This is a genomic window from Comamonas guangdongensis (assembly GCF_041079535.1).
In the GTDB taxonomy this organism is placed as follows: Bacteria; Pseudomonadota; Gammaproteobacteria; order Burkholderiales; family Burkholderiaceae_C; genus Comamonas; species Comamonas guangdongensis.
In genome coordinates, this window is the sequence record NZ_JBFYGN010000007.1 from 138605 (window position 1) to 165044 (window position 26440).

Consider the following 26440-nt stretch of genomic DNA (forward strand, 5'->3'; position numbering starts at 1 on the left):
CCCGGTCACGGCTTAGAAGCTGTCCCACTCGTCCAGAGCATTGGCCTTGGCTTGCTTTTGCGGCGCAGCCGCCTGCGTCGACGACAGCGCTGCCGGTCTTGGCGACTGGCCCTGGGAGGCCCCGGACAGTGCCGGCTGCTTCAACGGCTGCCGATAGAGGTCTGCGGCCGCCGCATCGGCCTGGTCGATCTTGAACACCTGTACCAGCTGGAGCAGACGCATGGCCTGATCGTGCAAGGCAGACGCAGCCGCAGCGGACTCCTCCACCAGGGCGGCATTCTGCTGCGTCATCTGGTCGAGGTTATTGACGGCCTGGTTCACCTGGCCTATGCCATCGCGCTGCTCGGCCGAAGCTGCCGAAATTTCGCTGATCAGATCGGTGACCTTGCGCACGCTGCTCTCAATGCCGGTAATCGCTTCTCCCGCCTGATTCACCTGGTCGGAGCCCATGTTGACGGCGTTGACGGAGTCGGTGATCAGATGCTTGATTTCCTTGGCGGCCTCGGCGCTGCGCTGGGCCAGAGTCCGCACCTCTCCGGCAACCACGGCAAAGCCCCGGCCCTGCTCGCCGGCTCTCGCGGCTTCCACCGCGGCATTCAGGGCCAGGATATTGGTCTGGAACGCAATGCTGTCGATCACGCCGATGATGTCATTGATGCGGCGGCTGCGGTCGGTGATCTGCTGCATGCTTTCAATCACCTTGCCCACCACGGTGACGCCATGCTCCGCGGCCTGGACCGCGGTATGCACCAGCCGGCTGGCCTGGACCGCGTTGTCGGCGGACTGGGCCACGGTGGAAGTCAGCTCCTCCATGCTGGCCGCGGTCTCCTCGAGATTCGAGGCCGTCTGCTCGGTCCGGGACGAGAGATTCTGGTTGCCGGCGGCGATCTCCTGCGATGCCAGGGAGATCGAGTTGACGCTGCCGTGCACCTCGCTCACCAGCTGACGCAAACGTCCCGCCATCGTGGTCTGGGCGCGCAGCAGCAGACCGAATTCATCTTCCCGGGCGACCTCGGCCTTGGCCGTCAGATCTCCGTGGGCAATGGTTTCCGAAAGTGACAGTGCTTGTTGCAGAGGTTTGGTGATGGAGCGGGTTAACGCAAACGCAAGCGCCAGACCCAGGACAAAAACCAGGCCCTGCAGCGCCCAGCTGGTCAACATGGCCGTCCGCAGCAACTGCGCTGCCTGCTGCTGTCCCATGTCGCGCTGATCCCGCTGGAGCTTGATGAAGGCCTGCAGCGTCGCGGTGTAGCGCAATATGCCGGGCAGGTATTCGCTTTCAACAAAGGTACGCAGGCTGTCCATATCGCCGCCGTCCTTGAGGCCGCGCAGGCGCTTGTTCAGCGCCTGGACGGTCGTGCGTTCGGCCTGCACCACGTCAAGCGCCTTGCGGTCTGCATCGCTGCTGGCATGCTTGACCACCCTGGCCTGCAGCTCGGAGATGCGCTCTATGCCCTGCTTCACGCGCCGATCAAACAGCCGGGTCAGATCGGCATCGGGCGTCATATTGCTGGCCAGCACGCTTTCGCCTACCGCTTCGATCGCTCCGGCCCACTCCAGTGCCGTGGCAATGCGCTGCTCGTAGTCGGCGATCAAACGCTCGTTGGAAGCCGTGGTGTTGGCAGCATGCTGCTGAGCCCACAACGCCACCAGAAACATCAACAACATCAAGCCGCCGAGGCTGAAGGCCAGCTTGAAGGAAACACGGATATTCTCAAATCGCATGGCGTGAGCCAACTTTCACAAACAATGGGTTGCCGCCAGTGGCGGGCAGGAGAGGGGTCATATTCGGCGCTGTGCGATCCCCCAGGGCTGCGGGATCGGAATTAGCAACATTAATGACTCAATTGTTACATTTTGCGCCACTCAACGACAAATTTGTATATTCAATTGCCGCTCTCAAGCCATAGCCGCCATGCTGAGATAATTTGAGACATGAATTTGCGCAATATTTTGGTTCCCCTGGGTTTGGTCGTGCTGGTGGTCGCAGCCTTCCGGTCGGCCGGCTGGCCCGGCGTCGCGGCCGTGGCAGGCGGCATCCTGATGTGGGTGCTGCTGCACTTCACGCGCTTGATGAACGTGATGAAAAAAGCGGCAGACCGCCCCATCGGCTATGTGGGCAGCGCGGTGATGCTCAATGCCAAGCTCAAGCCTAAAGTACCACTGGTGCATGTGGTGGCCATGACGCGCTCTCTGGGCGAGCGCCTGTCCGCAGAAGGCCAGGACCCCGAAATCTATCGCTGGACCGACGGCACCCATTCCCATGTCACCTGCGAATTCGTGAGCGGACGGCTCATGAAATGGACGCTGGAGCGCCCCAAGCAGAACAGCGACGAAGCAGCCTGAAGCAACAGCCCAGACATCCTCTCCTGCCGCGCCCTAAAATACCGGTCTCAGGAGACAAGCACCGCCGCTGGCCTCAGCCCGATGCCCGCCGACTACACAACCCATAGAGGATGGTTTTATGAGCCCTGCTGTTCCCTCGATGTCGGACCGCGACGGCAAGATCTGGATGGATGGCCAACTGGTGGAATGGCGCGACGCCAAGATCCACGTGCTTACCCACACGCTGCACTATGGCTGTGGGGCCTTCGAAGGCGTGCGCGCCTACGAGACCGAGCAGGGCACGGCCATCTTCCGCCTGCAGGACCACACCAAGCGCCTGTTCAACAGCGCCAAGATTCTGCGCATGCAGATCCCGTTCACCCAGGAGCAGGTGAACCAGGCCCAGATCGACGTGATCAAGGCCAATCATCTCAAGTCCTGCTATCTGCGCCCGCTGACCTGGATCGGCGACCGCAAGCTCGGCGTCTCCCCCAAGGGCAACACCATCCATTTGATGGTCGCTGCCTGGGCCTGGGGCGCCTACCTGGGCGAGGAAGGCATGCAGCGTGGCATCCGCGTCAAGATCTCGAGCTTCACGCGCCACCATGTGAACATCACCATGAGCCAGGCCAAGGCGGTGAGCAACTATACCAACTCCATCCTGGCCAACACCGAGGCCCTGGACGACGGTTACGACGAGGCTATCCTGCTCGACGCCTCCGGCTTCGTCTCCGAAGGCTCGGGCGAGAACATCTTCGTCATCAAGGACGGCGTGGTCTACACCCCCGATCTGTCGGCCGGCGCGCTCAACGGCATCACGCGCAACACCGTGATGCACATCTGCCAGGACCTGGGCCTGGAAGTGGTGCAAAAGCGCATCACGCGCGACGAGCTGTACATCGCCGACGAAGTCTTCTTCACCGGCACGGCCGCCGAGGTCACGCCCATCCGCGAGGTGGACCGCATCGAGATCGGCGCGGGCAACCGCGGCCCGATCACCGAAAAAATCCAGCAGGCCTTCTTTGACATCGTCAACGACCGCAATCCCAAATACGCACACTGGCTGACCAAGGTGTAAAAATCAACACCCCTTGAGCGGCTGCGCCGCGAAACGGCCTTTGCGCGGCGCTCCCGACTCGGACAGCGTTGATGCCAAGGCCTCGCATCCTTGAAAACACGAGAAAGATACGAAAATGACCACGAACGCCGTTGTCGAACTGGCTGCCAAAGACCTGAACGCCCAAGGCGGTGTGTTCTGCCCCAGCCCCAAGGCCGATATGAAGCTGTGGAACAGCCATCCCAAGGTCTATCTGGATGTGGCCAAGACCGGCGAAGCCAAGTGCCCTTATTGCGGCACCACTTACCGCCTGAAGGCGGGCGAGGTATTTGCGGGCGGACACTGATCACTCCCAGCTCTCAAGCACCTGGCAGTTCCTGCGAACCTCCAGGTGCTTTTTCATTTCGGCGCCAAGACCACTGCCCATGCGTATTCTGCATTTCGTCACCGGAGGATTTTCCGGAGCCACCCAAGTTGCCATAGATCTCAGTCTGGCCGCCCTGCAAACGCCGGGCTATGAAGTCCTGCTTGTGCTGCGGCGCAAGCCCAGCACCGATGAGGCCAAGATTGAAAAGCTGCGGCAACAAGGCCTTCAGGTCCGGGTCGTCTCCAACTGGATGCACGCGATCACCGTCTGGGAGCTGCGCAAAATCATTCGCGGCTTCAAGCCCGATGCGGTCTTCGCCCATGGTTTCAGCGACCATATCTGGGGTCGCAGGGCCGCGGTGGCGGAAGGAGTGCCGCGCATCTTCCATGTGGAGCACAACTCGCGCGAGCGCTATACGCCGCGCCGTCTTCGCCAGGCCCTGGCTCTGGAACCTTTTACAGAAGCTCATATCGGAGTCTCTCAAGGTGTCAGAACCAGTCTGGTAGAGCGAGGCTTCCCTGCTGAGAAATGCAAGGCCATCTGCAATGGCATAGACCTCTCGCGCTTTCCCGCAGACTTCATGCCGCAAAGTTGGGGAGATCGCGAGCCCGCAATTCTCATGGCTTCACGCTTTGCGCGGCAAAAAGATCAGAGCACCCTCATCAAGGCACTCGACGTGCTCAAGCAACGCGGCTTGAGTCCAACGCTCTATCTGGCCGGTGCCGGCAAAAGCAGTCTAAAAGCTCAGGCCCAACGATTGGTTCAACAACTAAGCCTTGAGCAGCAAGTCCGGTTTCTGGGCAATGTTTCCGATTTGCCCCGACGACTATCTCGCATCCAAGTATTCGTGCTTGCCACCCACTGGGAAGGCATGCCTTTGGCCCTGGTCGAGGGAATGGCAGCAGGATGCGCCTGCGTGGTGTCCGATGTCATCGGCGCACGTGAAGTCGTGGAGCCTGGTGTCAGCGGCCTGCTGGTGCCGGAATCGGATGTGAACGCCATGGCCGATGCACTCCAGCAGCTTCTCCTGGACCCTGGCCTGTCCCGAAAGCTTGGGCAAACGGCCCGCGATTTTGCTCACGCGCACTATGAGCGCAAGCACATGTGGGCCCAGTATCAAGAACTGTTAGCCACTAGGGTTTGAGAATCTCGGACACATGAGGTGCTTTGGCCAAGCTGTTACCCCATGTCAATTCAAGTTTCATTTTGAATTTGCGTAGCCGCTGAGCAAGGCCGGCAGGAGCCTCTTGCTGAGCCCAGATGCTGCTGACCTCGCTGGTGTCATCCAGCGCAATGACCGAAGGATGGACACCAAAAACGTGCAATCCATTCTCAAACCAGAAGCGGATATCAACGTCTACCGGCCTGTCAAACGGCATACGGGTCTTGAGCATTTTTTGCGCACCGGCTCTGCTGATCACATAACCCGCCGCAAAACTGGGCACACGCCGGTAGGAGATCAATTCCAGCATGCCTGCGACCAGCGGACCTCGGTTGGCAATCTTCTCGTGTTCACGGCCATAGAGCTTGATCATGTCCCAGCTGCCATCGACAGGCAAGGCGGCTATCGCCTCCAGCGCCTGGGGCAACTCGGGCAGCAGCCGCACATCGTCCTCAAAAACGGCCATGGCGTGAGCATCGCTATCCATGAGCTGCTGCCAGGCTTTCAAATGGCTGCAATAACAGCCCTTTTCGCCATTGCTCAAAGGCTTGTGATAGCGACCATGACTGTGGGGGGCGCAAAAATAGCGCTTTTGCTCGGCCTCCGTCAGGTCCGTCCACCACACGGCAGGCAAACGGGAGGCCATAAGCCCCATCTGCGCCAGCTGCGATGTCATCCGCTCCCGGCGCTCCACGTCCTTAGACAAATTGATAAAGACAATGGGCAATGACGACATACACTTCGGCTCCAAACAAAACGGCTGCAGTGTAGTTTGAAGAACAGCTTCTCGCAGCAACACTCGATTGACACCTTATATGAATGCGAACTTGCAAGCACCAGCCGCCCCCTCAAAGAGCAAACTGGCATCCGCTCTTCCCCATGCCATGGATGCAGCCTGCTTTGCATTCTTTGCACTGAGCCTTTGCGTTCCTTCCGGCTACTCCTATGGCTCCACGGCCATCGCTCTTTTCACCCTGATAGGGCTCATAGCAGTCCGGCCCAAGACAGCATCACAGCCCAGCACAACTCTTTTTGTGGGGATCATGCTGCTCATGGGCCTGCTATGGAGCCTGTCTTTTGACCACTGGTTCTCTGCCGCCGGCTGGGGCTACGGCGCCAAATATGCGTTGGCAGCCCTGAGTCTCTGGTATCTGAGCAAGACAGGCATCCGTCTCTCGACAATCGCCTGGGGACTCGCGTGTGGTGGCGTCGGAGCCTTGGCGATTGCGGCTTATCAGGCCATAGCCCTTCAAATGCCACGAGTTAGCGGTTTTACCAATGCCATTGAGTACGGCGGCATTGCCATGTATCTCGGCTTTGCCACTTTGACCCTGGCCTTGCTGGGCCGCTGGAGCAAGCTTCAAATCGCCGCCCTGGGCCTATGTGGCGCATGCGGGATATATGCCTCCTTCCTCTCCGACTCCCGCGGCTCCTGGGTTGTCATTCCTTTGCTGATTGCCGCCATCTGGTGCATGGCCTGGCTCAATGGCTATCGTCGTCTGGCAAGCATGGCCGCTGGCGCCATGGTCGTACTCGGGTTGATTTTGGCCGTGCCAGCCTATAACAAGCTGGAACAGCGCAGCGCAGAGGCTTCGCTGCAGATGTCTCAATATCAGCAAGACCCTCAAAAATATGCGGTCACATCGGTAGGGCAGCGGCTGGAACAATGGCGTCTGGCAATTCACTTGATCGAGCAGCGCCCTCTAGCTGGCTGGGGACTAGAAGGATATGCTCAAGCCAAGCAAAAAATGGTCGATCAGGGACTGGCCCATCCCTCCGTCATGAAGTACGGGCATGCCCACAATGAAATTCTGGACATGTGGGTCAAGCGCGGGCTCACGGGATTGATTCTGCTGCTTTTGTTCTATGCCGTGCCGGTCTGCATCTTCTGGCCCACCCCGCGCCGCCTCGACTTAGTCGATGTGGAACAGCGTCCCAAGATGCTGGCCTTGCGCGCCGCTGCGACCTTGTTGCCCCTGGCCTATTTCGGCTTTGGCTGGACACAGGTCTTCTTTGCCCACAACAGCGGCAATATGTTCTACATCTTCGGTCTTGCGGTGCTCTGGGGCGGTATCTGCAGACTGGAAGCCCAGCCCGCGGCAGCGACTCAGGCCTGACTTCTAGCGGGCAAGCCCAGGGCCAGCGCCCCCAAAGCGCCCTGGCCCAGAGCAAACACTCCGTACAGCAGCCCGACGCCGACGGCCAGAACCGCTGGCACCCCAAATGGCGCCAGTGCCGCAACGGCGGCAGCCTCCCTTGTGCCCCAACCGCCCACGCTGACGGGCAGCGCGGCCATCAGAAACACCGGAGCGATGGCGAAGGCCCAGACCTGCGGCTCCTGAGACGTGCCCAGGGCGGCGGCGCCGCATGCCAGCGCCGCCGCCGACAAAAGCTGGACCAGCGCAGAGCTTGCAGCCTGGACCAGCAACTGCCGCACGAAATCAGGGCTAAGAGCCGCTGTGCGTATGGGCTCCAGCCATGCGCCCGGCAAGCTGAGCCATCCCTGATGCAGGCCAAGCAGCAGCAATCCTGGCAGCAACAGCCACAGTACCGTGATCGCCAGCAGCAGGCCTCCGAACACCGCAATATCGAGATGCAGCCAGGGTGCCAAGGTTGAAGCGCAGGCCGCCGCGCCCAGGCCGCCGATCGCGCATAGCATCCACAGGCCGCTGACGCGATCAAGAATCACCGATAGATTGCTCGCGGCCTTGGCCTGTCCCGTGCGTTGCAGGGCAATCGCCCGGTAAACATCGCCGCCCACGACGGCACCGGGCAGCAGCACATTCAAGCCAATGGCCTGGAAATACCAGCGCATGCTGGACGCCAGCGACATTTCTGCGCCCAGCCACCTGGCCATGGCACGCCAGCGCCATGCCGAGACGACGTTCGAGGCGATGGAGGCCAGAAAGCCCGCCAGCAGCCACCATGGGCTGGCCTGCTGCAGCCGCCCCCAGAGCTGGACGGGATTGGCGAAATAGACAACGGCGGCCAGCAAGACCATGCCCATCAGGGCACGCACAACAGCTTTACGCGCCTTGCTCACAATGCGGGGGACGCAGCTTTCGCGATCTGTGCTTCGGGTGCCGGCTCAACCGCTCCATACTCCTTGGCGTAGTACTGCAAGCCGCTGCCGGACTCGTAATAGATACGGGTCAGCAACTCGCCGATCAGACCCGCGGCGATGAACTGCATGCCCATCAGCACCAGCATGACGCCGGCCATCAGCAAGGGACGGCCGCCGATGGACTCGCCCATGATTTTTTCGACCAGCAGCCACAGCAGGATCAGGAAACCGGGCGTCGCCATCCACAGCCCCATGCCGCCAAAAGCGTGCAACGGACGTTGGCGGAAGCGCATGAAAAAGACGATGAAGATCAGGTCCAGAATCACCCGGAAGGTGCGATCGATGCCGTACTTGGAGACGCCGCGTGTGCGCGCGTGGTGACGCACCGGCACCTCGGCGATGCGTGCGCCCGCATCGCGCGCCAGGGACGGAATGAAGCGATGCATCTCGCCATACAGGCGGATGCGGTCGATGATTTCGCGGCGATAGGCCTTCAACGCACAGCCATAGTCGTGCAGCTGCACATTGGTGAACTTGGAGATCAGGCGGTTGGCCAGCACGGACGGAAGACGGCGCGACAGGGCCTTGTCCTGGCGATTCTTGCGCCAGCCCGAGATCATGTCCACATCGGGATCGCTCTCCAGCCGCTCCAGCAGCAGCGGAATATCGCCGGGTTCGTTCTGCAGGTCGGCATCCAGGGTCACCACATAGCGGCCGCGCACGCGATCAAAGCCCGCTTGCAGCGCGCTGGACTGGCCGTAATTGCGCACCAGGCACACGGCACGCACCCAGGAATGCTGCTCCGCCAGTTCGCGCAGGCGCTTGGCGCTTCCGTCCGTCGATCCATCATCCACCGCAATGAGTTCGTAGCTCAGCGGCTGCGCGCTCATGGCGGCATCGATGCGCGCCACCAGATCGGGCAGGTTATCGAACTCGTTATAGACGGGGACAACGATGGAAACTTCGGGAATTGAATCGTGCACGGACTTCATGCTCAACATTTGGATAACAGTCACCTATACTAACTGAATACCCTAGGTGCCATTTCCGCCAAGCTCAGGTTTGGCCCATGCAGGCATGCGCAAACGTGAGCGCACGCTCCCGACCCTTGCGCACCTGCCAAACGCTATGGCATCCACCACCACCGAATCCCCCCGCCGCGACTGGCAACAGGCGCTGTACGCCAAACCATGGCTAGGCCTGCTGCTGCTTGCCTGTGCCCACATACTCTCGCGCACCCTGATTTCGTCGGGCATGAAATGGGATGAGTCCGAGCAGATTCTCTGGACCCAGCATCTGGCTCTGGGCTATGGCCCCCAGCCCCCGCTCTACACCTGGCTGCAATGGGCGGTCTGCCAGGTGCTCGGCCCTTCCGTCCTGGCGCTGGCGGTACTCAAGCATGCGCTGATTGCGCTGACTTACTGCCTGGCCTGGCTGGCCGGCCGGCAACTCCTCAACGACAAGGGTGCCTGGTGGGTCGCGGCAGGCCTGCTGCTGATGCCGCCCTTTGGCTGGGACTCCCTGCGCGACCAGACCCATACCGTGATGGTGACGGCCATGACCATGGGTCTGTGGTGGGCCGTGCTGCGCCAGGTCCAGCGGCCGCAGCCCGTCAACTTTGTGCTGATCGGCTTGTTCTGTGGCCTGGGCATGCTGTCCAAGTACAGCTATGCCATGCTGATCGGCGCGCTGTTTGTGGCCTCCATGACGGTGGCCCAGGTGCGCTCCGCCATCTTTGCCAAGGGCTGGTGGCTGGCCCCGCTGGTCGGTCTGCTGCTGTTTGCGCCCCATGCCTCCTGGCTGGCCTCGCACTGGAGCATGGCCACGACCGAGACCGTGCATAAGATGTCGATTTCTGCCGAAGTCTCCCGCCTCAAAGGCCTGGGCAATCTGGCCACGGCCCTGCTGTCCACCCTGGGCCTGTGGCTGATCTCGGTGTTGCTGAGCTACAGATCCAGGCTCTGGACCGCCTCGCAGCCCACGCCGCCGGCGACCCGCTCATGGGCCTGGCCCCTGCTGCAGCGCTATCTGCTCATCATCGCGGCCTGCCTGCTGGCCATGGTGCTGGCGGCCGACGTGACGGATTTCAAGCAGCGCTGGATGCTGCCCCTGACGGCGATCGCCCCTCTGGCCCTGTATGTCTGGCGCCCGGCCCTGCTGGAGCAGAATGCGGGACGCAGCTTCACAGCCATCGTCCTCGTCTTTGCCCTGGTGTTTCTGGCCATGGCCACCTTCCGGCCCTGGAACGGCGGCCGCAAGAACGACCCCGACGAACTCAACCACCCGGTCAAGGCTCTGACCCGGGAGCTGCGCAGCGCAGGCTATGACGGCAAGGGCGTGATCGTCGGCTCGGACCACATGATTGCCGCCATGCTGCATTCGCAGTTCCCGGACAGCTATGCACTGGGCTGCTCGGACGGCAAGCAATTGCAGCAATGCCTGGCGCAGACCGAGGCTCCCGCCGCCACCGAACTGCTGCTGATCACGCGTGCGGACAAGCCCGTACCGGGCTGGTGGGACGGCGTGTTCACGCAGCTGCCAAAAACCACGATCCGAACGCTGAGCATTCCCTTTGAAAAAATGCCGGCCAGCGCAACCCCTGCGCAATACCAATACGTCTGGATTGCCCCATGAATCCTGTTTTGATCACCGGCTGCGCCGGTTTCATCGGCATGCATTGCGCCAAGCGACTGCTGGAGCAAGGCGTGCCCGTCGTCGGCATCGACAACCTCAACCACTACTACGACGTGGCGCTCAAGCATGCGCGTCTGGACCAGCTGCGCCCGCATGCCCACTTCCGCTTCGTGGAACTGGATGTGGCCGACCGCCCTGGCATGGAGCGGCTGTTTGCCGAAGTGCTCCCCGGCAAGGTGCTGCATCTGGCCGCCCAGGCCGGCGTGCGCTATTCGATTGACCAGCCCGACGATTACACCGACTCCAATCTGCTGGGCTTCGGCAATATCTTGCAGAGCTGCCGCAAGCACCGGGTGCAGCATCTGGTCTATGCCAGCAGCTCCAGCGTCTATGGCGGCAATACCAAGATGCCGTTTGCCGAAAGCGATGCGGTGGACCACCCCATCAGCTATTACGCGGCGACCAAGAAGGCCAACGAGCTGATGGCCCATACCTATTCCCATCTCTACGGCATTCCGACCACGGGCCTGCGCTTTTTCACGGTCTACGGTCCCTGGGGCCGCCCCGACATGGCCTTGTTCAAGTTCACCAAGGCAATGCTGGCGGGCGAAACCATAGACGTCTATGGAGAGGGCAAGCTGGTGCGCGACTTCACCTATATCGACGACATCGTCGAAGGCATCATGCGCGTGCTGGACAAGCCGGCCACGGCCGATGCCGGCTACGACAGCCAGCATCCCAATCCCGGCACCAGCACGGCGCCCTACCGCATCTTCAATATCGGCAACAACTCCCCGACCCTGCTGATGGACTACATCGCGGCGCTCGAAAGCGCGCTGGACATCACGGCCGACAAGCGCATGCTGCCCATACAGCCCGGCGACATGCACAGCACGGCGGCCGACACCCGGGCCCTGCAGGCTTGGGTGGGCTTTGCGCCGGCCATGCCGGTCAGCACCGGCGTGCAGCAGTTTGTGGATTGGTATCGTTCTTTTTATCGCGTATGAAAGTCACTGTTTTTGGTACCGGCTACGTCGGTCTGGTGCAAGGCGCCGTCTTGGCCGATGTCGGCCATCAAGTGCTATGTGTGGATGTGGATGAGAAAAAGGTCGCGGCGCTCAAGGCCGGGCAGATCCCGATCCATGAGCCTGGCCTGGATGCCCTGGTCATCAACAACCAGCAGCTCGGCCGACTGCAGTTCACCACGAATGCCGAGGAAGGCGTCGCACACAGCGAACTGATCTTTCTGGCTGTGGGCACGCCCCCCGATGAAGACGGCAGCGCCGACCTGCAATATGTGCTGGCCGTGGCCCAGACCATTGCCCGGCATATGGACGGCCCGCGCATCGTGATCAACAAATCCACGGTCCCCGTGGGCACGGCGGACAAGGTTTCGGCCGTGATCGCCGCCGGACTGGAGCAGCGCGGCGTCCGCTACCCGTTCGATGTGGTCTCCAACCCCGAATTCCTCAAGGAAGGCGCGGCCGTGGGCGACTGCCAGCGCCCGGACCGCATCATCATCGGCACCGGCAATCCCGCGTCCGAAGCCAAGCTCCGCGAGCTCTACGCGCCCTTCAACCGCAATCACGACAAGATCGTGGTGATGGATGTGAGAAGCGCCGAGCTGACCAAATACGCGGCCAACGCCATGCTGGCGACCAAGATCAGCTTCATGAACGAGATCGCCAATCTGGCCGAGCGCCTGGGCGCCAACGTGGAGGCCGTGCGCCGCGGCATAGGCAGCGACCCGCGCATCGGCTACCACTTCATCTATCCGGGCGTGGGCTATGGCGGCAGCTGCTTCCCCAAGGATGTGAAGGCCCTGATCCACACGGCCAAGGAAGTGGAGTTCGAGCCCCTGCTGCTCAATGCCGTGGAGGAGCGCAACCATGCCCAGCGCCATGTGCTGTTCGAGCGCATCAACGCCTTCTACGGCGGCCAGCTCAAGGGCAAGACCATCGCGCTCTGGGGACTGGCATTCAAGCCCAATACCGACGACATGCGCGAGGCCCCCAGCCGCAATCTGCTCGAGGCGCTCTGGGCCGCCGGAGCCAGGGTCCAGGCCTATGACCCCGTGGCCATGCAGGAAGCGCTGCGCATCTACGGTGAGCGCGATGATCTGCGGCTGGTGGACGGCCCGCTGGCCGCGGTGCAAGGCGCCGACTGCCTGGCCATCGTCACCGAATGGCAGGTCTTCCGCGCCCCCGACTTCGCGCTGCTGGCCCAAACCCTGGGCGACAGAATGATCTTCGACGGCCGTAATCTCTATGACCCGGCTTTGCCCGCCAGCCATGGCCTGGGCTATGTCTCCATAGGCCGCCCCGCGCACCCGCCGCGCTGAAACAACCCTGCAGGCCATGACCTGCAGGGCTTGGCAACGGTTGCGGCTACGCCAGCGGCAGCTCGATCACAAAGCTCGCGCCGCGCTGGCCGTCCAGCCTGGCCTCGCAGCGCGCGCTGCCGCCATGGCGTTCGGCGATCGAGCGCACCAGCGACAGGCCCAGGCCCACGCCGCCGGAGCGCTCGCTGGCGCCGGGCAGCCGGTAGAACTTCTCGAAGATCCGCTCGCGCTGCGGCTCGGGCACGCCGGGGCCATGGTCTTCCACACGGATCATCGCCGTGCGGCCCTGCCGCGCCAGCGAGAGCGTGATCTCGCCCTGGCTGTAGCGGCGCGCGTTCTCCAGCAGATTGCGCACGGCGCGGCGCAGCAGTCTGGAGACGCCCTGCACCTCCAGCGGGCCGTCGGTCTGCAGGTCCAGCTCGGCGCCGATGCGCGCGCATTCCTCGGCCGCCAGGCCGATCAGGTCCATGGACTCCACCGTACCCACATCCACCTCGCGCATGTCCAGCCGGCTGGCCAGCAGGATCTCGTCGACGAGCTGGTCGAGTTCCGTGATGTTGCGCTGTATCTCGGCCTTGGAACGCGCGCTGGCCGGGTCGTCACCCATGAACTCCAGGCCCATGCGGATGCGCGTGAGCGGCGAGCGCAGCTCATGCGAGGCATTGGCCAGCAGCGACTTGTGCGAGGTGACCAGCGCCTCGATGCGCGCCGCCGCGGCATTGAACTGATGGGCGAGATCGGCCACCTCATCATGGCCGTGCTCGGGCACGCGCACCGACAGGTCGCCCTCGCCGAAGCGCTTCACGCCCCGCTGCAGGCTTTCCAGCCGCTTGAGCAGGCGGCGGATGATGGGAAACACGCCGACCACCACCGCCACGCCCACCAGCCCCAGCATCCACAGGAAGCCGAATGGCGGGCGCAGCCAGAACGCGACCGCACCGTCGCGCGGCGGCGGACGCCCTTCGCGCCATTCGCGCGGCGCCAGCCACAGCTGATAGGTCTTGTCATCGTTGCCGGTGATTTCAAAGCGCACGCCATCGCCGGGCAGGCCCGGCACGCGGGTGGCCCGGCCTTCGACCAGTACCTCGCCATCGGGGCCGTTCATGACCATTTCGCGCGACGGCGGCGTGCTGCTGTTCTGCGCACGCTGCTCTTCGGCAATCTTCCAGGCCCAGGCCACGCACAGCGTCAACGCCGCCACGCCGACCACCACGGCCAGCCAGATGCGCAGATACAGGCGCTGGGAAAAAACATGCAGCAGTTTCATTCACTCATCTCCATCGCCGCCCTGGCGCCTGATTTGAACCAGCATGCACCAAGCCAGAGGCCGCCAGCAAGGGCCGCCCCGCCGCAAAGGCGGCCGTCCCCCTGGGGGGAAGCCGCGCAGCGGCTCAAGGGGGGTCATTTCAATCCTGCTGCTTGGCAAACACATAGCCCACGCCGCGCACGGTCAGGATGCGCTTGGGGCTCTTGGGGTCGGCCTCGATCGCCGCGCGGATGCGGCCCATGTGCACGTCGATGGAACGGTCGAAGGCTTCCAGTTCGCGGCCGCGCACGGCCTCCATGATCTGGTCGCGCGTCAGCACCCGGCCCGCACGTTCGGCCAGCGCCACCAGCAGATCGAACTGGTAGGAGGTCAGCTCGGCGGCCTGATCGCTCACGGCGACGGTGCGCGCATCGCGGTCTATCTCCAGGCTGCCAAAGCGCATCACGGCGGTGGACGGCGCCGGGCCTTCGCTGCCCTTGCGGCGCAGAATGGCGCGAATGCGGGCCAGCAGCTCGCGCGGCTCGAAAGGTTTGGGCAGATAGTCGTCGGCGCCAAGCTCCAGGCCGATGATGCGGTCCATGGGATCGCCCTTGGCCGTCAACATCAGCACCGGCACCTGCGCGGTGGCGCCCGGCATGGAGCGGATGCGGCGGCAGACCTCCAGCCCGTCCATATCGGGCAGCATCAGGTCCAGGATCACCAGATCGGGCGGCTCGGCCACCGCGCCGTCCATCGGCTGCAGCCGCTCCAGACCGCTTTTGCCGTCGGCCATATGGGCCACTTCCAGGCCGTTGTTGCCCAGATAGTCGCCCACCATTTGCGCCAGGCGGACGTCGTCCTCAATCATCAGAAGTCGGTGCGTGCTCATAGAGGGCAGTGTAGTCATGCTCGCGCCTTGCGTTTGGTTCAAGGCCACATGCTGCAGCGCACAGGTGAGTTGCTCTTGTCTGCTGCGTAAAGTTGGGTAAACGCCCGCCATGCAGCAAGAAAACCATAGCTAACAGCGCCAATACATCAAGCGTTGGAGCCAAATTTCACCTTGGACGCCAGATAGATCAGCAACAGCACCGGCAGGCCCATCAGCGCCGTGGTGTGGAAAAACGCCTGGTAACCATAGGCATCCACGAAAGCGCCGGAGAAGCCGGCCAGCCATTTGGGCATGAGCAGCATCATGGAGCTGAACAGCGCGTACTGGGTCGCCGAGTACTGCACATTGGTCAGGCCCGAGAGATAGGCGATGAAGGCCGCGGAAGCGATGCCGCCCGACAGATTGTCCGCGCTGACCACCCAGACCAGCGCAAACACGTCATGGCCGCGCGTGGCCAGCCAGGCAAACAGCATATTGGTGCAGGCCGAGAGCACCGCACCCAGCATGAGCACGCGCATCACCCCCCAGCGCACGGCCATGGAGCCGCCCACGAAGCCGCCGGCCAGCGTCATGATGACGCCGAACACCTTGGTCACGGCTGCCACCTCGTCCTTGGTGTAGCCCATGTCCACATAGAAGGGATTGGCCATGATGCCCATGACCACGTCGCTGACCCGGTACAGGCCGATCAGCGCCAGCAGCAGCAGCGCATGCCAGCGGTAGCGGCCGATGAAATCGGCGAACGGCGCGATCAGCGCGCCCTTGATCCATTCGGCCGCATTGCGCGCCGGAGCCATGGGCCTGGCTTCGGGCTCGGGCGACAGCAGCACCGTGATCATGCCCACCAGCATGCTCGCCGCCATCACCGTATAAGCCACATGCCAGGCATGGACCACATAGCCCTGCAGCTCGCCCTGAACCTGCGAGGCCACCCACAGCACGCCCGCACCGGCCCAGATCATGGCCAGGCGATAGCCGGTCTGGTAGGTCGCGGCCAGGGCCGCCTGCTTTTCCAGCGCGGCCGACTCGATGCGGAAAGCGTCGAGCGCGATGTCCTGGGTGGCCGAGCCGAAGGCCACCAGCAGCGCGCACATGACCAGCGGCTGCAGCGCCTGCTTGGGATCCATGAACGACATGCCCAGCAGGCCCGCCACGATCAGCAGCTGCGAGAACAGCAGCCAGCTGCGGCGCCGCCCCAGCAGCCGGTTCAGCACGGGCAGCGGCAGCCTGTCCACCAGCGGTGACCAGACCCATTTGAACGCGTAGGCCAGGCCCACCCAGCTCAGAAAGCCGATGGTGGTCCGATCGATCTCCGCCTCGCGCAGCCAGAAGCTCAGGGTTCCCAGCACCAGCAGCAGCGGCAATCCCGCGGAAAAGCCCAAGGCCAGCATGCGCAGGCTCGCGGGCTGGGCGTAGATCTTGAAGGCCTGGCCCCAGCCTCGTTTCGGGGCGGCTTCTTCGGCGGTGTTGAGGGTGCTGGAAGTTTTGAACGACTCGGTCATGGTCTGGCTCTCTGGGGCAGAAGGCATTATCGGTTGCCCATGCCCCGGTGCAGGCGCTAACATCGCCTACCCCGCCGCCAGGTCTATCCGCAATCGTGCCCATGAGCAAGGACTCGCCGCCCACCCGACCTGCGCTTTTGCAAGCGCAGACCTCGGTGCGCCGCTACAGCGGCGAACATCAGGCCCATGCCCACGACCATGCGCAGATTCTGTTCGCGCTGCGGGGCCGCATGGAACTGGAGGTCGGCAGGCAGTCCGGCTTTGTGGACAGCGCCTGCGGCATGGTCATCCCCGCGGGCACCGATCATGGCTACCTGGCCCAGCCCCAGACCCAAGTCTTCGTGATCGATGCGCCCATGGCTCCAGGCCTGGACCGGCTGCGGCGCTTCGCGGTCCCGCCGCCGCTGCGCTTTCCCGTCTCCAGCCTGTCGACCGCGGCGCAGATGGCCCTGGTGCTGCAAGCCCCTTCCCTGCTGCAGCGCCGCGGCCTGGACCTGCAGTGGCTGCAGCAGCGCGTGCAGGCGGCCCTGCACGAGAGCTGGCCCACGGCGCGGCTGGCCGAGCTGATGCATCTGAGCGTGGCCCAGTTCCATGCGCGCTTTGTGGAGCTCACGGGTCACACGCCCCAGGACTGGCTGCGCGGCCTGCGCCTGGATGCGGCCACGCAGCAGCTCAGGCAGGGCGCGGCGCTGGAACTCACCGCACTGCGCTGCGGCTATGCCTCGGCCAGCGCCCTGGCCTATGCGCTGCGGCGCGAACGCGGCGTGACCTCGCGCCAGCTGCGCGCCGTCCGCTGAGCCGCCTCAGCGCAAGCGTTTCTCGACAGTTGAGCCGCGGCGGGCCGCGCATGATGGCTGCATCATGTCTTCCGTCTCCACTCTCTCTTCCCCTGCTTCCGGCGCCTCGCTGGGCCCCGTGGGTCTGGTGCTGGCCGCGGCCATGCTCTGGGGCACCACGGGCACGGCGCAGCACTTCGCGCCCGCTCAGCTCTCGCCCTACTGGGTGGGCGGCTTGCGCATGGCCATGGCCGCGCTGTTCTTCCTGGGGCTGACCCTGATGCTGGACCGCGGGCGCCCGGCATCGCCGCCACGCTGGGGCCGGCTGCTGTTCTGCGGCCTGTGCATGGCCGTCTACAACCTCAGCTTCTTTGCGGGCGTGCGCGCCAGCGGCGTGGCCCTGGGCACGGCGCTGGCCATAGGCAGCGGCCCCATCTGGGCCGGTCTCATGCAGGCCGTGGTGCAAAAGCGCATGCCCGGCGCGCAGTGGTGGCTGGGCACCTGCACCGGCGTGAGCGGCGGCATTGTCATGGCGCTGGCCGCCACCGATCGCCAGCAGCTGCCCTGGGCCGGCATGGCGCTGTGCTTGCTGGCCGGCCTGTCCTATGCGGCCTATGCGCTGGTCAATCAGGCCCTGGTGGTGCAGGGCCGCGTCGCCAGGGTCAACGCCTGGGTGTTCGGCTGCTCGGCGCTGATGTCCCTGCCTCTGGCCGCATGGCTGGGCGGGCCGCTACAGGCCGGCGTCGGCGGCTGGGCCGTGGTGGTCTATCTGGGCATGGTGGCCACGGGCCTCGCCTATCTGCTGTTCTCCGTGGGCCTGCGCGGCATGTCGGCAGCCACGGGGGTGGCGCTGAGCAAGGCCGAGCCCATCACGGCCTTCATGCTGTCTCTGCTGGTGGTCGGCGAGCGCCCGGCCTGGTGGTCCGTATTGGGCCTGCTGGGGGTGATAGGCGGCCTGTGGCTGGTGGTGCGGGCCGAGCGCAGCAGCCAGCAGCGGTCCTGCCTCGCATAGACTTGGCGGATGCGCCTCCTCTCCACTCCTGGCCTGTCTGCCCCCCGCTGCCTGCTGCTGGCCCTGGCCTGCGCCGCGCTGCTGCACGCCCCGGCGCAGGCCCAGGTGGATGTGGGCAATGCCTCGGTCCTGCGGCGCCTGGTGCCCGCGGAAACCCTGGAGAACGCCGCCACGCAGCAATATCAGGAGCTTTTGCAGCAGGCCAGGGCCCAGGGGGCGCTTGCAGGCAGTGACAACGCCCAGCTGCAGCGCCTGCGCGGCATCGCCCAACGCCTCATTCCCCATGCCGTGCAATGGAATCCGCGCGCCAACCAGTGGCGCTGGGAAGTCAATCTGATAGCCAGCAAGCAGATCAATGCGTTCTGCATGCCCGGCGGCAAGATCGCCTTCTACACCGGCATCATCGACCAGCTCAAGCTCAGCGACGACGAGATCGCCATGGTCATGGGTCACGAGATGGCGCATGCGCTGCGCGAGCATTCGCGCGAGCAGCTGGCCAAGAACCAGGCCACCAGCATCGGCATATCGCTGGGCGCGCAACTGCTGGGCCTGGGCGATATCGGCAGCGCCGCGGCGCGGTTTGGCGGGCAGCTGCTGAGCCTCAAGTTCAGCCGCGGCGACGAAAGCGAAGCCGATCTGGTGGGACTGGAGCTGGCCGCCCGCGCGGGCTACAACCCGCAGGCCTCGGTCAGCCTGTGGCGCAAGATGGGCGAGGCCACGGGCAACGGCGGCATAGGCTTTCTCTCCACCCACCCCACGGGCCCGGACCGCATACGTCAGCTGGAAAGCAATGTGCCGCGCGTGATGCCCCTGTACGAGCAGGCCCGCCGCCGCTAACCGCGTTCAGCAGCCGAGCTGCGCGCGCAGCTGCTCCAGGCTTTGCTCCAGGCTCTTGCCGCTGGTGTCTAGCAGATGGTCGGCCTTGGAATAAAACGCCGAGCGTCCGTCCAGGATGCGACGCAGATCGTCCATGGCCTCGGGGTTGGCGGCCATGGGACGGGTATCGCCCTGAGCCACGACACGCCCCATATGTTCCTCGGGCCTGGCCTGCAGCCAGACCGTGGTGCAGTGGCTGAGCAGCTCGTTGAAGGTCGCGGGGTCAGACACGATGCCGCCCGGCGTGGCGATCACCACATCGCTGTAGATCTGCACGGCCTCCTCCAGAGCCCGGCGCTCGTAGCGCCGGTAGGCGCCGGCGCCATACAGGTCATAGATTTCGCGCACGCTGCAGCCGGCCACGCGCTCGATTTCCTGGTTCAGCTCCAGAAACGGCACGTTCAGATGCTCGGCCAGCATGCGTCCCAGCGTGGACTTGCCCGCGCCGCGCAGGCCTATGAGCGCGATGCGCGAGCCGCGGTGCGGATCGCCGCTGGGCGCCGTGCCCAGGATCTCGCCCGCGGCCAGGCGCACGCGGTGCAGGTCCTGCTCGCTGCGGCCTTCGAGCAGCTCGCGCAGCAGCAGCCATTCGGCGCTGGAGGCCGTCACATCGCCGAGCAGCTCGGCCATGCTGCACTGCAGCGCCAGCGCGATCTGGTGGAGCACCAGAATGGAGACATTGCCGGTGCCGTATTCGAGGTTGGCCAAATGCCGCTCCGACACCTGGGCGCTGGCAGCCAGATTGCGGCGCGTCAGACCCCGGCGCGCGCGCAGATTGCGCACGCGCTCCCCCAATGCCTGCAGCAGCGGACTCTTGCCTGCCTCGTCCCCTTCCGCCACGGATGCGGATGCCATGTCTAACTGATCCATAAAGCTCCCCAGAGGGCGTGAATGATAAACAGTCGGGGTTAACGCCAATCATGCAATATATTGCTTGACACTCAATTGTCCCCTAATTATCTTTAGATTGCACGCACAATATTGCATGTTTCATCGAAGATTTGATGCTGATCAGAACAGCACTTCAGGAGACAACATGGCCGCCCCCACCGCCACGCCCTCGCTTGAGACCTTTCAACAGCTGGTCGCAACTGTCGCCCAAAGCCTGGACGGACGCGCTTTGGATGCCGAACTCGCGACCTGGCTCAATGCGCACTATGGTGCAGACAGCGCCTGGTATGAGCGCATGCGCGCGGCCTGCGCCAGCGGCGTGGCGCAGGGCTGGCTCTGCCAGCGCGAAAACGCGGGCATACGCTGGGGCCGCGTGTTCGAAGCCGGTCCCGCGCTCGGCGGCTTCTCGGTCGACGTGGTGCAGATGAAAGACCTTGCCGGACCGCACCATGCCCACCCGCTGGGCGAGATAGATCTCATCCTGCCCATCACTCCCGGCGCGCTGTTCGACGGCCACCCTGCGGGCTGGTGCGTCTACGGCCCGGGCAGCGCCCACCGGCCCACGGTCAGCCAGGGCGAGGCCTGGGTGCTCTATCTGCTGCCAGCAGGGCAGATCCAGTTCACACGCGCTGCGGCCTGAAGCCGCAGCCCCGCTTTCTTCCATTTGCAGAGGTCAAGGTCATGACAGAGTTACTTGCCAACCATGTTGCGGGCCGCTGGCAAACCGGCACCGGCCCGGGCAGCGCCTTGCTGGACCCGGTGCTAGGAACCGAGCTGGTGCGCGTGGATGCCACGGGTCTGGATCTGGCAGCTGCCTTTGCCTTTGCGCGCGACGCCGGCGGCAAGGCCTTGCGCGCCATGAGCTATGCCCAGCGCGCCAGGCTGCTGGCCGATGTGGCCGCCGTGCTGCAAAGCCATCGCGATGCCTATTACGAAATCTCCACGGCCAACAGCGGCACGGTGAAGGACGACACGGCCGTGGATGTGGACGGCGGCATCTACACGCTGGGCCAGTACGCCAGATGGGGGGCGGCCCTGGGCGATACCCGGCATCTCGACGATGGCGCGGCCGTGGCGCTGGCCAAGGAGGGTGTATTCCAGTCCCGGCATCTGCAGGTGCCCACGCGCGGTCTGGCCTTGTTCATCAATGCCTTCAACTTTCCCGGCTGGGGGCTGTGGGAAAAAGCCGCACCGGCCCTGCTCTCGGGCGTGCCCATCATCGTCAAGCCCGCCACGGCCACGGCCTGGCTCACGCAGCGCATGGTCCGGGACGTGATCGAGGCCGGCGTGCTGCCGCCGGGCGCGCTGTCCATCATCTGCGGCAGCTCGGCCGGGCTGCTGGACCAGTTGCAGCCCATGGATGTGGTTTCGTTCACGGGGTCGGCCGCCACGGCCGCCACCATACGTTCGCATGCGGCCGTCACCCGCGATTCCGTGCGCTGCAATATCGAGGCCGACAGCGTGAACTGCGCGCTGCTGCTGCCCAGCCACGCGGCCGCCAGCGAGGCCCTGGCCCTGCTGGCGCGCGAGGTGGCGCGCGAGATGACGGTCAAGTCCGGCCAGAAATGCACGGCCATACGCCGCGTGCTGGTGCCGCAAGCGCAGTATGATGACCTGGCCCAGGCCATAGCCGCGCAGCTGGCCAAGACCAGCGTGGGCAACCCGCGCCATGAAGGCGTGCACATGGGCTCGCTGGTCAGCCGTGTGCAGTACGACACCGTGCAACAGGGCCTGAACCAGCTGCTCGCGCATACCGATGCGCTCTACGACGGCAGACAGAGCCCGCTGGTCGACGCCGATCCCGCGATTGCCGCCTGCGCCCGGCCCGTGCTGCTGGGAACCCGGGACCCCGATGGTTGCGCGCTGGTGCACGACATGGAGGTCTTCGGCCCCGTGGCCACGCTGCTGCCTTACCGCGATCTGGAGCACGGCCTGGCCCTGGCCCATCGCGGCCAGGGCTCGCTGGTCTGCTCTCTGTATGGCGAGGATGCGGGCGCCCTGGCCGCTGCGGCCGGCGAGCTCGCGGCCAGCCATGGCCGCGTGCATGTGGTCACGCCCGATGTGGGCAAGCTGCATACGGGCCACGGCAACGTCATGCCCCAGTCCCTGCACGGCGGCCCCGGCCGTGCCGGCGGCGGCGCCGAACTCGGCGGCCTGCGGGCACTGGACTTCTATCACCGCAAGAGCGCCATCCAGGCCGCGCCCCAGGTCCTGCAAGCGCTTGCTCAAAGCGCAGGAGTGTGAACCATGGTCGACTTCAGCCAGCCCTTCAACTTCGCCCAGCATCTGTTCGAGCTCAACCAGACGCGCGGCGCCAAGATGGCCTATACCGACGATCACGGCACCCTGAGCTATGCCCAGCTGCAGGAACAGGCGCGGCGCCTGGCCCAGGGCCTGACGGCCGCCGGCATCCACCGCGAAGAGCGCGTGCTGCTGCTCATGCACGATATGCGCGAGTGGGTGGTCTCGTTTCTGGGAGCCATGTACGCCGGCGTGGTGCCGGTTGCCGTCAATACCTTGCTGACGCCCGAAGACTATGTCTACATGCTCGAGCACAGCCGCGCCCAGGCCGTGCTGACCAATGGCGCGCTGGTGCCCGTGGTGCAGCAGGCGCTGGAGCGGGCGCAGCACGAGGTCGGCCATGTCTGGGTGGCCCATCCCGAAGAATCGCCCCAGGGGCTGCCCCCGGCTTTCGAGCCCCTGCAGCCCTGGCTGGACCGGCAGCCACCCCTGGCCCAGGCCGTCAAGACCCGGGGCGACGACCCGGGCTTCTGGCTGTATTCCTCGGGCTCCACCGGCAGGCCCAAGGGCGCGGTCCATACCCATGCCAACCCGTACTGGACGGCCGAGCTCTACGGCAAGCCGCTGCTGGGCCTGAGCGAGAACGATGTCTGCTTTTCCGCCGCCAAGCTCTACTTCGCCTATGGCCTGGGCAATGCGCTGACCTTTCCGCTCAGCGTGGGAGCCAGCGTGGTGCTGATGGCCGAGCGCCCCACGCCGGACGCCACGTTTGCACGCTGGACCCGCCACCAGCCCACGGTGTTCTTCGGCGCTCCCACGGGCTTTGCGGGCATGCTGGCCCATGCCGCCTTGCCGGCGCGCGAACAGGTCAGCCTGCGCATGTGCTCATCGGCGGGCGAGGCGCTGCCGGCCGAGATCGCCCAGCGCTTCAAGGAGCACTTCGGCGCCGACATCGTGGACGGCATAGGCTCGACCGAGATGCTGCACATCTTCATCTCCAACCGGCCCGGCGACATACGCTACGGCAGCACCGGCAAGCCCGTGCCCGGCTATGAGGTAGAGCTGCGCGGCGAAGACGGCAGGCCCGTGGCCGATGGCGAGATCGGCGACCTCTATATCAAGGGCCCCAGCGCGGCGCTGATGTACTGGTGCAACCGCGACAAGAGCCGCGACACCTTCCAGGGCGTCTGGCTCAAGAGCGGCGACAAATACGTGCGCGACGCCGAGGGCTACTACACCTATGCGGGGCGCAGCGACGACATGCTCAAGGTCAGCGGCATCTATGTCTCGCCCTTCGAGGTCGAGTCCACGCTGCAGCAACACCCGGCCGTGCTCGAAGCCGCGGTGATCGGCGTGACCGACGAGCAGGGGCTGACCAAGACCAAGTCCTATGTGGTGTGCAAGCCCGGCCGGTCCACGACCGAGCAGGAGCTCAAGGCCTTTGTGAAGGAGCGCCTGGCGCCCTACAAATACCCGCGCTTCATCGAATTTGTCGACGAGCTGCCCAAGACCGCGACCGGCAAGATCCAGCGCTTTCGCCTGCGCGAACGCGATGCGAAAAACGGCTGAGCCGTCATGCATGCAGCGCCAGCGGCTATGCCGGCCGAGCTTGCCGGACTAGGGCAATCGCCGGTATTGCTTTAAATCTAAAGTTGTTAGAGTGCGCACAAAAGAGCCCTGCGCGGCCGCGTGACGGGGACGACTCGAGTGTATCCATGCCTTCACAGACCAATCACCAGGAGACAAGCATGAGCAAGCAATGGGCAATCTGGAGCGCGATCGCCATGGCAGCCGCCGCAAGCTGCGGCAGCGCCATGGCGCAGGAGAAGATCAAGGTCGGCTTCATGCTGCCCTATAGCGGCACCTATGCGGCGCTGGGCAATGCGATCGAAAACGGCTTTCGCATGTATGTGGGAGAGCAGGGCGGCAAGCTCGGCGGACGCGAGATCGAATTCTTCAAGGTCGACGACGAGTCCGATCCCGCCAAGGCCACCGACAACGTCAACCGCCTGATCAAGCGCGACAAGGTGGACGTGATCGTGGGCACGGTGCACTCGGGCGTGGCCATGGCCATGGCCAAGGCCGCCAAGGAAAGCGGCACCGTGCTCATCGTGCCCAATGCGGGCGCCGATGCGGTGACCGGCCCCATGTGCGCGCCGAATATCTTCCGCAGCTCGTTCACCAACTGGCAGACCGCCTACCCCATGGGCGTGGTCGCGGCCAAGGAGGGCAAGAAGAACGCCATGACCATCACCTGGAAGTACGCGGCCGGCGAGGAAGCCGTCAACGGCTTCAAGGAAGGCTTCGAGAAGAACGGCGGCAAGGTCAGCAAGCAGCTGACCCTGCCCTTCCCCAATGTGGAATTCCAGGCCCTGCTGACCGAGATCGCCGCGGCCAAGCCCGATGCGGTGTTTTCCTTCTTCGCGGGCGCCGGCGCCGTGAAGTTCGTCAAGGACTATCACGCCTCGGGCCTGTCCAAGACCATTCCGCTCTACGGCCCCGGCTTCCTCACCGACGGCACGCTGGAAGCCCAGGGCGAAGCCGCGCAAGGCATGCAGACCACGCTGCACTATGCGGACGAGCTGGGCACCGAGCGCGACAAGAACTTCCGCACCAGCTACGCCAAGAGCTACAAGCTGCAGCCCGACGTCTATGCGGTGCAAGGCTATGACGCCGCGCAGATGCTGGCCGTGGGCCTGAAGGCGGCCGGCGGCGACATGGCCAAGAAGGATGCATTCCGCACCGCCATCGAGAAGGCCACGATCGCCAGCCCGCGCGGCGACTTCACCCTGAGCAAGGCCCACAACCCCGTGCAGGACATCTATCTGCGCAAGGTGGAGGGCAAGGAAAACAAGAAGGTCGGCGTGGCCGTCAAGGCCTTGGCCGACCCCGCACGCGGCTGCCGCATGTAATGGGCGCGCTCAATACAGGCCTTGATACGTCGTTGCATTGCCTTGCCGCACCTGTGGTGCTGTCTGCGGCAACGCGCCTCGTCTCAAGCGCGAATCTGCGATTCGCCGGCCTGTATTGACCGCCAGTTTGTCAACGCGCTTTCACAAGGATTGCCGTGGATCTCGCCACCTTTCTGGTGCAGTGCCTGAACTCGCTTCAGTACGGGCTGCTGCTGTTTCTGCTGGCCTCGGGCCTGACCCTGATCTTCGGCATCATGGGCGTGATCAATCTGGCCCATGGCAGCTTCTACATGATCGGCGCCTATCTGGCGTTCTCGCTGGCGCCCTGGCTGGGCCAGCACTTCATCACCATGCTGGTGGTCGGCGTGCTGCTGGCCGTGGTGCTTGGCTATTTTCTCGAATGGGCCTTCTTCAGCTTTCTCTATGAACGCGACCACCTGCAGCAGGTGCTGATGACCTACGGCCTGATACTCGTGTTCGAGGGTCTGCGCACCATTCTGGTGGGCAACGATGTGCATGGCGTGGACAAGCCCGGCTGGCTGTCGGGCAGCTTCTCGCTGCTGGGCATGATGCAGTACCCTTGGTACAACGTATTCGCGGCGCTGGCCTGCCTGCTGGTGGCGCTGCTGATGTACTACACCGTCAACCGCACGCGGCTGGGCATGATGATCCGCGCCGGCGCCAGCAACCGCGACATGGTGCGCGGCCTGGGCATCAATATCCAGCGCCTCTACCGCATCGTCTTCGCCGTGGGCGTGGCCCTGGCCGCGCTGGCCGGCATGATCGCCGCGCCCATGAGCTCGGTCTACCCGAATATGGGCTCCAGCGTGCTCATCATCTGCTTTGTGGTCGTCGTGATCGGCGGCATAGGCTCGATCACGGGAGCGCTGATCGCCTCGCTGCTGGTGGGCTTTGTCGATACCTTCGGCAAGGTGTTCTTCCAGGAGCTCAGCGGCATGAGCATCTATCTGCTCATGGCCGTCATTCTTGTCTGGCGACCTGAAGGTCTGATGGGGAAAAGATGACACCCCCCCTGAGTCGCTTCGCGCCTTCCCCCTCTCTGGCGCTACGCGCCGGAGGGGGACGACACCTTCGCTGCGGCGCGGCCGGCCAGGCCCTTGCTCGGTGCCCCCTGCCTGGCTCAC

At 64.3% G+C, this 26440-nt stretch carries 24 protein-coding genes; 16 read left to right on the forward strand and 8 right to left on the reverse strand.

Annotated features, from left to right (window positions below):
* Positions 1 to 12 precede the first annotated feature (12 nt).
* On the reverse strand, positions 13 to 1725 hold the full coding sequence (locus AB6724_RS08340; protein WP_369338046.1) for a methyl-accepting chemotaxis protein: 1713 nt from the start codon (positions 1723 to 1725) through the stop codon (positions 13 to 15).
* A 210-nt stretch (positions 1726 to 1935) separates the two neighbouring features.
* Between AB6724_RS08340 and AB6724_RS08345 the strand changes: the two genes are divergently transcribed.
* The 4 genes from AB6724_RS08345 (at position 1936) to AB6724_RS08360 (ending at position 4893) form a co-directional block, all read left to right on the forward strand.
* Entirely contained in the window at positions 1936 to 2346 is a 411-nt protein-coding gene (locus AB6724_RS08345; RefSeq protein ID WP_369338047.1) for a glycerate kinase, read from the forward strand.
* 118 nt (positions 2347 to 2464) lie between these two features.
* Positions 2465 to 3403 (forward strand): branched-chain amino acid transaminase, encoded by a 939-nt coding sequence (locus AB6724_RS08350; protein WP_369338048.1) that lies wholly within the window; start codon positions 2465 to 2467, stop codon positions 3401 to 3403.
* Positions 3404 to 3518: 115 nt separating this feature from the next.
* The gene (locus AB6724_RS08355; RefSeq protein WP_369338049.1) at positions 3519 to 3728 is read left to right on the forward strand and encodes a zinc-finger domain-containing protein; all 210 of its coding nucleotides are present in this window, start codon (positions 3519 to 3521) and stop codon (positions 3726 to 3728) included.
* Positions 3729 to 3807: 79 nt separating this feature from the next.
* On the forward strand, positions 3808 to 4893 hold the full coding sequence (locus tag AB6724_RS08360; RefSeq protein WP_369338050.1) for a glycosyltransferase: 1086 nt from the start codon (positions 3808 to 3810) through the stop codon (positions 4891 to 4893).
* Here AB6724_RS08360 and AB6724_RS08365 read toward each other — a convergent pair.
* On the reverse strand, positions 4883 to 5647 hold the full coding sequence (locus tag AB6724_RS08365; RefSeq protein ID WP_369338051.1) for a glycosyltransferase family 25 protein: 765 nt from the start codon (positions 5645 to 5647) through the stop codon (positions 4883 to 4885). The two genes, AB6724_RS08360 and AB6724_RS08365, sit on opposite strands and share 11 nt — an antisense overlap.
* A 79-nt stretch (positions 5648 to 5726) precedes the next feature.
* On the opposite strand from AB6724_RS08365, the gene AB6724_RS08370 reads away from it, so the two are divergent.
* Positions 5727 to 7028 (forward strand): O-antigen ligase family protein, encoded by a 1302-nt coding sequence (locus AB6724_RS08370; protein ID WP_369338052.1) that lies wholly within the window; start codon positions 5727 to 5729, stop codon positions 7026 to 7028.
* On the opposite strand, the gene AB6724_RS08375 is transcribed toward AB6724_RS08370, so the two are convergent.
* A complete protein-coding gene (locus AB6724_RS08375; protein ID WP_369338133.1) occupies positions 7019 to 7918 on the reverse strand; it encodes a lysylphosphatidylglycerol synthase transmembrane domain-containing protein in 900 nt (299 codons plus the stop codon). The two genes, AB6724_RS08370 and AB6724_RS08375, sit on opposite strands and share 10 nt — an antisense overlap.
* Before the next feature lie 32 nt (positions 7919 to 7950).
* Positions 7951 to 8967 carry a glycosyltransferase family 2 protein gene (locus tag AB6724_RS08380; protein ID WP_369338053.1) on the reverse strand — a complete coding sequence of 339 codons (1017 nt, stop codon included), beginning with the start codon at positions 8965 to 8967 and terminating at the stop codon, positions 7951 to 7953.
* 136 nt (positions 8968 to 9103) lie between these two features.
* Between AB6724_RS08380 and AB6724_RS08385 the strand changes: the two genes are divergently transcribed.
* Genes AB6724_RS08385 through AB6724_RS08395 form a run of 3 tightly spaced genes read left to right on the forward strand, consistent with a single transcriptional unit; the run spans position 9104 to position 12950 of the window.
* Positions 9104 to 10609, forward strand: a complete 1506-nt coding sequence (locus AB6724_RS08385) for an ArnT family glycosyltransferase (RefSeq protein ID WP_369338054.1) — start codon at positions 9104 to 9106, stop codon at positions 10607 to 10609.
* Positions 10606 to 11616, forward strand: a complete 1011-nt coding sequence (locus AB6724_RS08390; RefSeq protein WP_369338055.1) for an NAD-dependent epimerase — start codon at positions 10606 to 10608, stop codon at positions 11614 to 11616. The genes AB6724_RS08385 and AB6724_RS08390 overlap by 4 nt, the downstream gene beginning before the upstream one ends.
* Entirely contained in the window at positions 11613 to 12950 is a 1338-nt protein-coding gene (locus AB6724_RS08395) for a UDP-glucose dehydrogenase family protein (protein WP_369338056.1), read from the forward strand. Before AB6724_RS08390 ends, AB6724_RS08395 begins: the two co-directional genes overlap by 4 nt.
* Before the next feature lie 46 nt (positions 12951 to 12996).
* Here the strand turns inward: AB6724_RS08395 and AB6724_RS08400 are convergent, their stop codons facing one another.
* The 3 genes from AB6724_RS08400 to AB6724_RS08410 form a co-directional block, all read right to left on the reverse strand.
* Positions 12997 to 14217, reverse strand: coding sequence for a HAMP domain-containing sensor histidine kinase (locus AB6724_RS08400; protein ID WP_369338057.1), 1221 nt, complete (start codon positions 14215 to 14217; stop codon positions 12997 to 12999).
* A 139-nt stretch (positions 14218 to 14356) separates the two neighbouring features.
* A complete protein-coding gene (locus tag AB6724_RS08405; protein WP_369338058.1) occupies positions 14357 to 15103 on the reverse strand; it encodes a response regulator in 747 nt (248 codons plus the stop codon).
* A 128-nt stretch (positions 15104 to 15231) separates the two neighbouring features.
* The gene (locus tag AB6724_RS08410; RefSeq protein WP_369338059.1) at positions 15232 to 16587 is read right to left on the reverse strand and encodes an AmpG family muropeptide MFS transporter; all 1356 of its coding nucleotides are present in this window, start codon (positions 16585 to 16587) and stop codon (positions 15232 to 15234) included.
* Between the two features lie 101 nt (positions 16588 to 16688).
* On the opposite strand from AB6724_RS08410, the gene AB6724_RS08415 reads away from it, so the two are divergent.
* From AB6724_RS08415 to AB6724_RS08425, 3 genes are all read left to right on the forward strand, one after another.
* Positions 16689 to 17384: a helix-turn-helix domain-containing protein gene (locus AB6724_RS08415; protein ID WP_369338060.1), complete on the forward strand. Its 696-nt coding sequence runs from the start codon at positions 16689 to 16691 to the stop codon at positions 17382 to 17384.
* Positions 17385 to 17493: 109 nt separating this feature from the next.
* Positions 17494 to 18375 (forward strand): DMT family transporter, encoded by an 882-nt coding sequence (locus AB6724_RS08420; RefSeq protein WP_369338134.1) that lies wholly within the window; start codon positions 17494 to 17496, stop codon positions 18373 to 18375.
* Between the two features lie 9 nt (positions 18376 to 18384).
* Entirely contained in the window at positions 18385 to 19212 is an 828-nt protein-coding gene (locus tag AB6724_RS08425) for a M48 family metallopeptidase (RefSeq protein ID WP_369338061.1), read from the forward strand.
* Between the two features lie 6 nt (positions 19213 to 19218).
* Here the strand turns inward: AB6724_RS08425 and AB6724_RS08430 are convergent, their stop codons facing one another.
* Positions 19219 to 20121, reverse strand: a complete 903-nt coding sequence (locus AB6724_RS08430; protein ID WP_369338062.1) for a helix-turn-helix transcriptional regulator — start codon at positions 20119 to 20121, stop codon at positions 19219 to 19221.
* Positions 20122 to 20287: 166 nt separating this feature from the next.
* On the opposite strand from AB6724_RS08430, the gene AB6724_RS08435 reads away from it, so the two are divergent.
* The 5 genes from AB6724_RS08435 to AB6724_RS08455 all read left to right on the forward strand — a co-directional run bounded on the left by AB6724_RS08435 (position 20288) and on the right by AB6724_RS08455 (position 26320).
* Entirely contained in the window at positions 20288 to 20782 is a 495-nt protein-coding gene (locus AB6724_RS08435; protein ID WP_369338063.1) for a 4-hydroxylaminobenzoate lyase, read from the forward strand.
* Between the two features lie 41 nt (positions 20783 to 20823).
* Positions 20824 to 22386 (forward strand): 3,4-dehydroadipyl-CoA semialdehyde dehydrogenase, encoded by a 1563-nt coding sequence (locus AB6724_RS08440; protein ID WP_369338064.1) that lies wholly within the window; start codon positions 20824 to 20826, stop codon positions 22384 to 22386.
* A 3-nt stretch (positions 22387 to 22389) separates the two neighbouring features.
* Positions 22390 to 23952, forward strand: coding sequence for a benzoate-CoA ligase family protein (locus tag AB6724_RS08445; protein WP_369338065.1), 1563 nt, complete (start codon positions 22390 to 22392; stop codon positions 23950 to 23952).
* Between the two features lie 179 nt (positions 23953 to 24131).
* Positions 24132 to 25295: an ABC transporter substrate-binding protein gene (locus AB6724_RS08450; RefSeq protein ID WP_369338066.1), complete on the forward strand. Its 1164-nt coding sequence runs from the start codon at positions 24132 to 24134 to the stop codon at positions 25293 to 25295.
* A 155-nt stretch (positions 25296 to 25450) separates the two neighbouring features.
* The gene (locus tag AB6724_RS08455; protein WP_369338067.1) at positions 25451 to 26320 is read left to right on the forward strand and encodes a branched-chain amino acid ABC transporter permease; all 870 of its coding nucleotides are present in this window, start codon (positions 25451 to 25453) and stop codon (positions 26318 to 26320) included.
* Positions 26321 to 26440 lie beyond the last annotated feature (120 nt).

Excerpts from the sequence above, each read along its gene's own strand:
- AB6724_RS08385 (WP_369338054.1), top strand. The coding sequence starts at position 9,104 with ATGGCATCCACCACCACCGAATCCCCCCGCCGCGACTGGCAACAGGCG.
- AB6724_RS08425 (WP_369338061.1), top strand. The coding sequence starts at position 18,385 with ATGCGCCTCCTCTCCACTCCTGGCCTGTCTGCCCCCCGCTGCCTGCTG.
- AB6724_RS08450 (WP_369338066.1), top strand. The coding sequence starts at position 24,132 with ATGAGCAAGCAATGGGCAATCTGGAGCGCGATCGCCATGGCAGCCGCC.
- AB6724_RS08430 (WP_369338062.1), bottom strand. The coding sequence starts at position 20,121 with ATGGATCAGTTAGACATGGCATCCGCATCCGTGGCGGAAGGGGACGAG.
- AB6724_RS08365 (WP_369338051.1), bottom strand. The coding sequence starts at position 5,647 with ATGTCGTCATTGCCCATTGTCTTTATCAATTTGTCTAAGGACGTGGAG.
- AB6724_RS08345 (WP_369338047.1), top strand. The coding sequence starts at position 1,936 with ATGAATTTGCGCAATATTTTGGTTCCCCTGGGTTTGGTCGTGCTGGTG.
- AB6724_RS08350 (WP_369338048.1), top strand. The coding sequence starts at position 2,465 with ATGAGCCCTGCTGTTCCCTCGATGTCGGACCGCGACGGCAAGATCTGG.
- AB6724_RS08400 (WP_369338057.1), bottom strand. The coding sequence starts at position 14,217 with ATGAAACTGCTGCATGTTTTTTCCCAGCGCCTGTATCTGCGCATCTGG.
- AB6724_RS08390 (WP_369338055.1), top strand. The coding sequence starts at position 10,606 with ATGAATCCTGTTTTGATCACCGGCTGCGCCGGTTTCATCGGCATGCAT.
- AB6724_RS08415 (WP_369338060.1), top strand. The coding sequence starts at position 16,689 with ATGAGCAAGGACTCGCCGCCCACCCGACCTGCGCTTTTGCAAGCGCAG.
- AB6724_RS08440 (WP_369338064.1), top strand. The coding sequence starts at position 20,824 with ATGACAGAGTTACTTGCCAACCATGTTGCGGGCCGCTGGCAAACCGGC.
- AB6724_RS08375 (WP_369338133.1), bottom strand. The coding sequence starts at position 7,918 with ATGGGCATGGTCTTGCTGGCCGCCGTTGTCTATTTCGCCAATCCCGTC.
- AB6724_RS08445 (WP_369338065.1), top strand. The coding sequence starts at position 22,390 with ATGGTCGACTTCAGCCAGCCCTTCAACTTCGCCCAGCATCTGTTCGAG.
- AB6724_RS08435 (WP_369338063.1), top strand. The coding sequence starts at position 20,288 with ATGGCCGCCCCCACCGCCACGCCCTCGCTTGAGACCTTTCAACAGCTG.
- AB6724_RS08410 (WP_369338059.1), bottom strand. The coding sequence starts at position 16,587 with ATGACCGAGTCGTTCAAAACTTCCAGCACCCTCAACACCGCCGAAGAA.
- AB6724_RS08380 (WP_369338053.1), bottom strand. The coding sequence starts at position 8,967 with ATGAAGTCCGTGCACGATTCAATTCCCGAAGTTTCCATCGTTGTCCCC.
- AB6724_RS08370 (WP_369338052.1), top strand. The coding sequence starts at position 5,727 with ATGAATGCGAACTTGCAAGCACCAGCCGCCCCCTCAAAGAGCAAACTG.
- AB6724_RS08405 (WP_369338058.1), bottom strand. The coding sequence starts at position 15,103 with ATGACTACACTGCCCTCTATGAGCACGCACCGACTTCTGATGATTGAG.
- AB6724_RS08355 (WP_369338049.1), top strand. The coding sequence starts at position 3,519 with ATGACCACGAACGCCGTTGTCGAACTGGCTGCCAAAGACCTGAACGCC.
- AB6724_RS08395 (WP_369338056.1), top strand. The coding sequence starts at position 11,613 with ATGAAAGTCACTGTTTTTGGTACCGGCTACGTCGGTCTGGTGCAAGGC.
- AB6724_RS08360 (WP_369338050.1), top strand. The coding sequence starts at position 3,808 with ATGCGTATTCTGCATTTCGTCACCGGAGGATTTTCCGGAGCCACCCAA.
- AB6724_RS08340 (WP_369338046.1), bottom strand. The coding sequence starts at position 1,725 with ATGCGATTTGAGAATATCCGTGTTTCCTTCAAGCTGGCCTTCAGCCTC.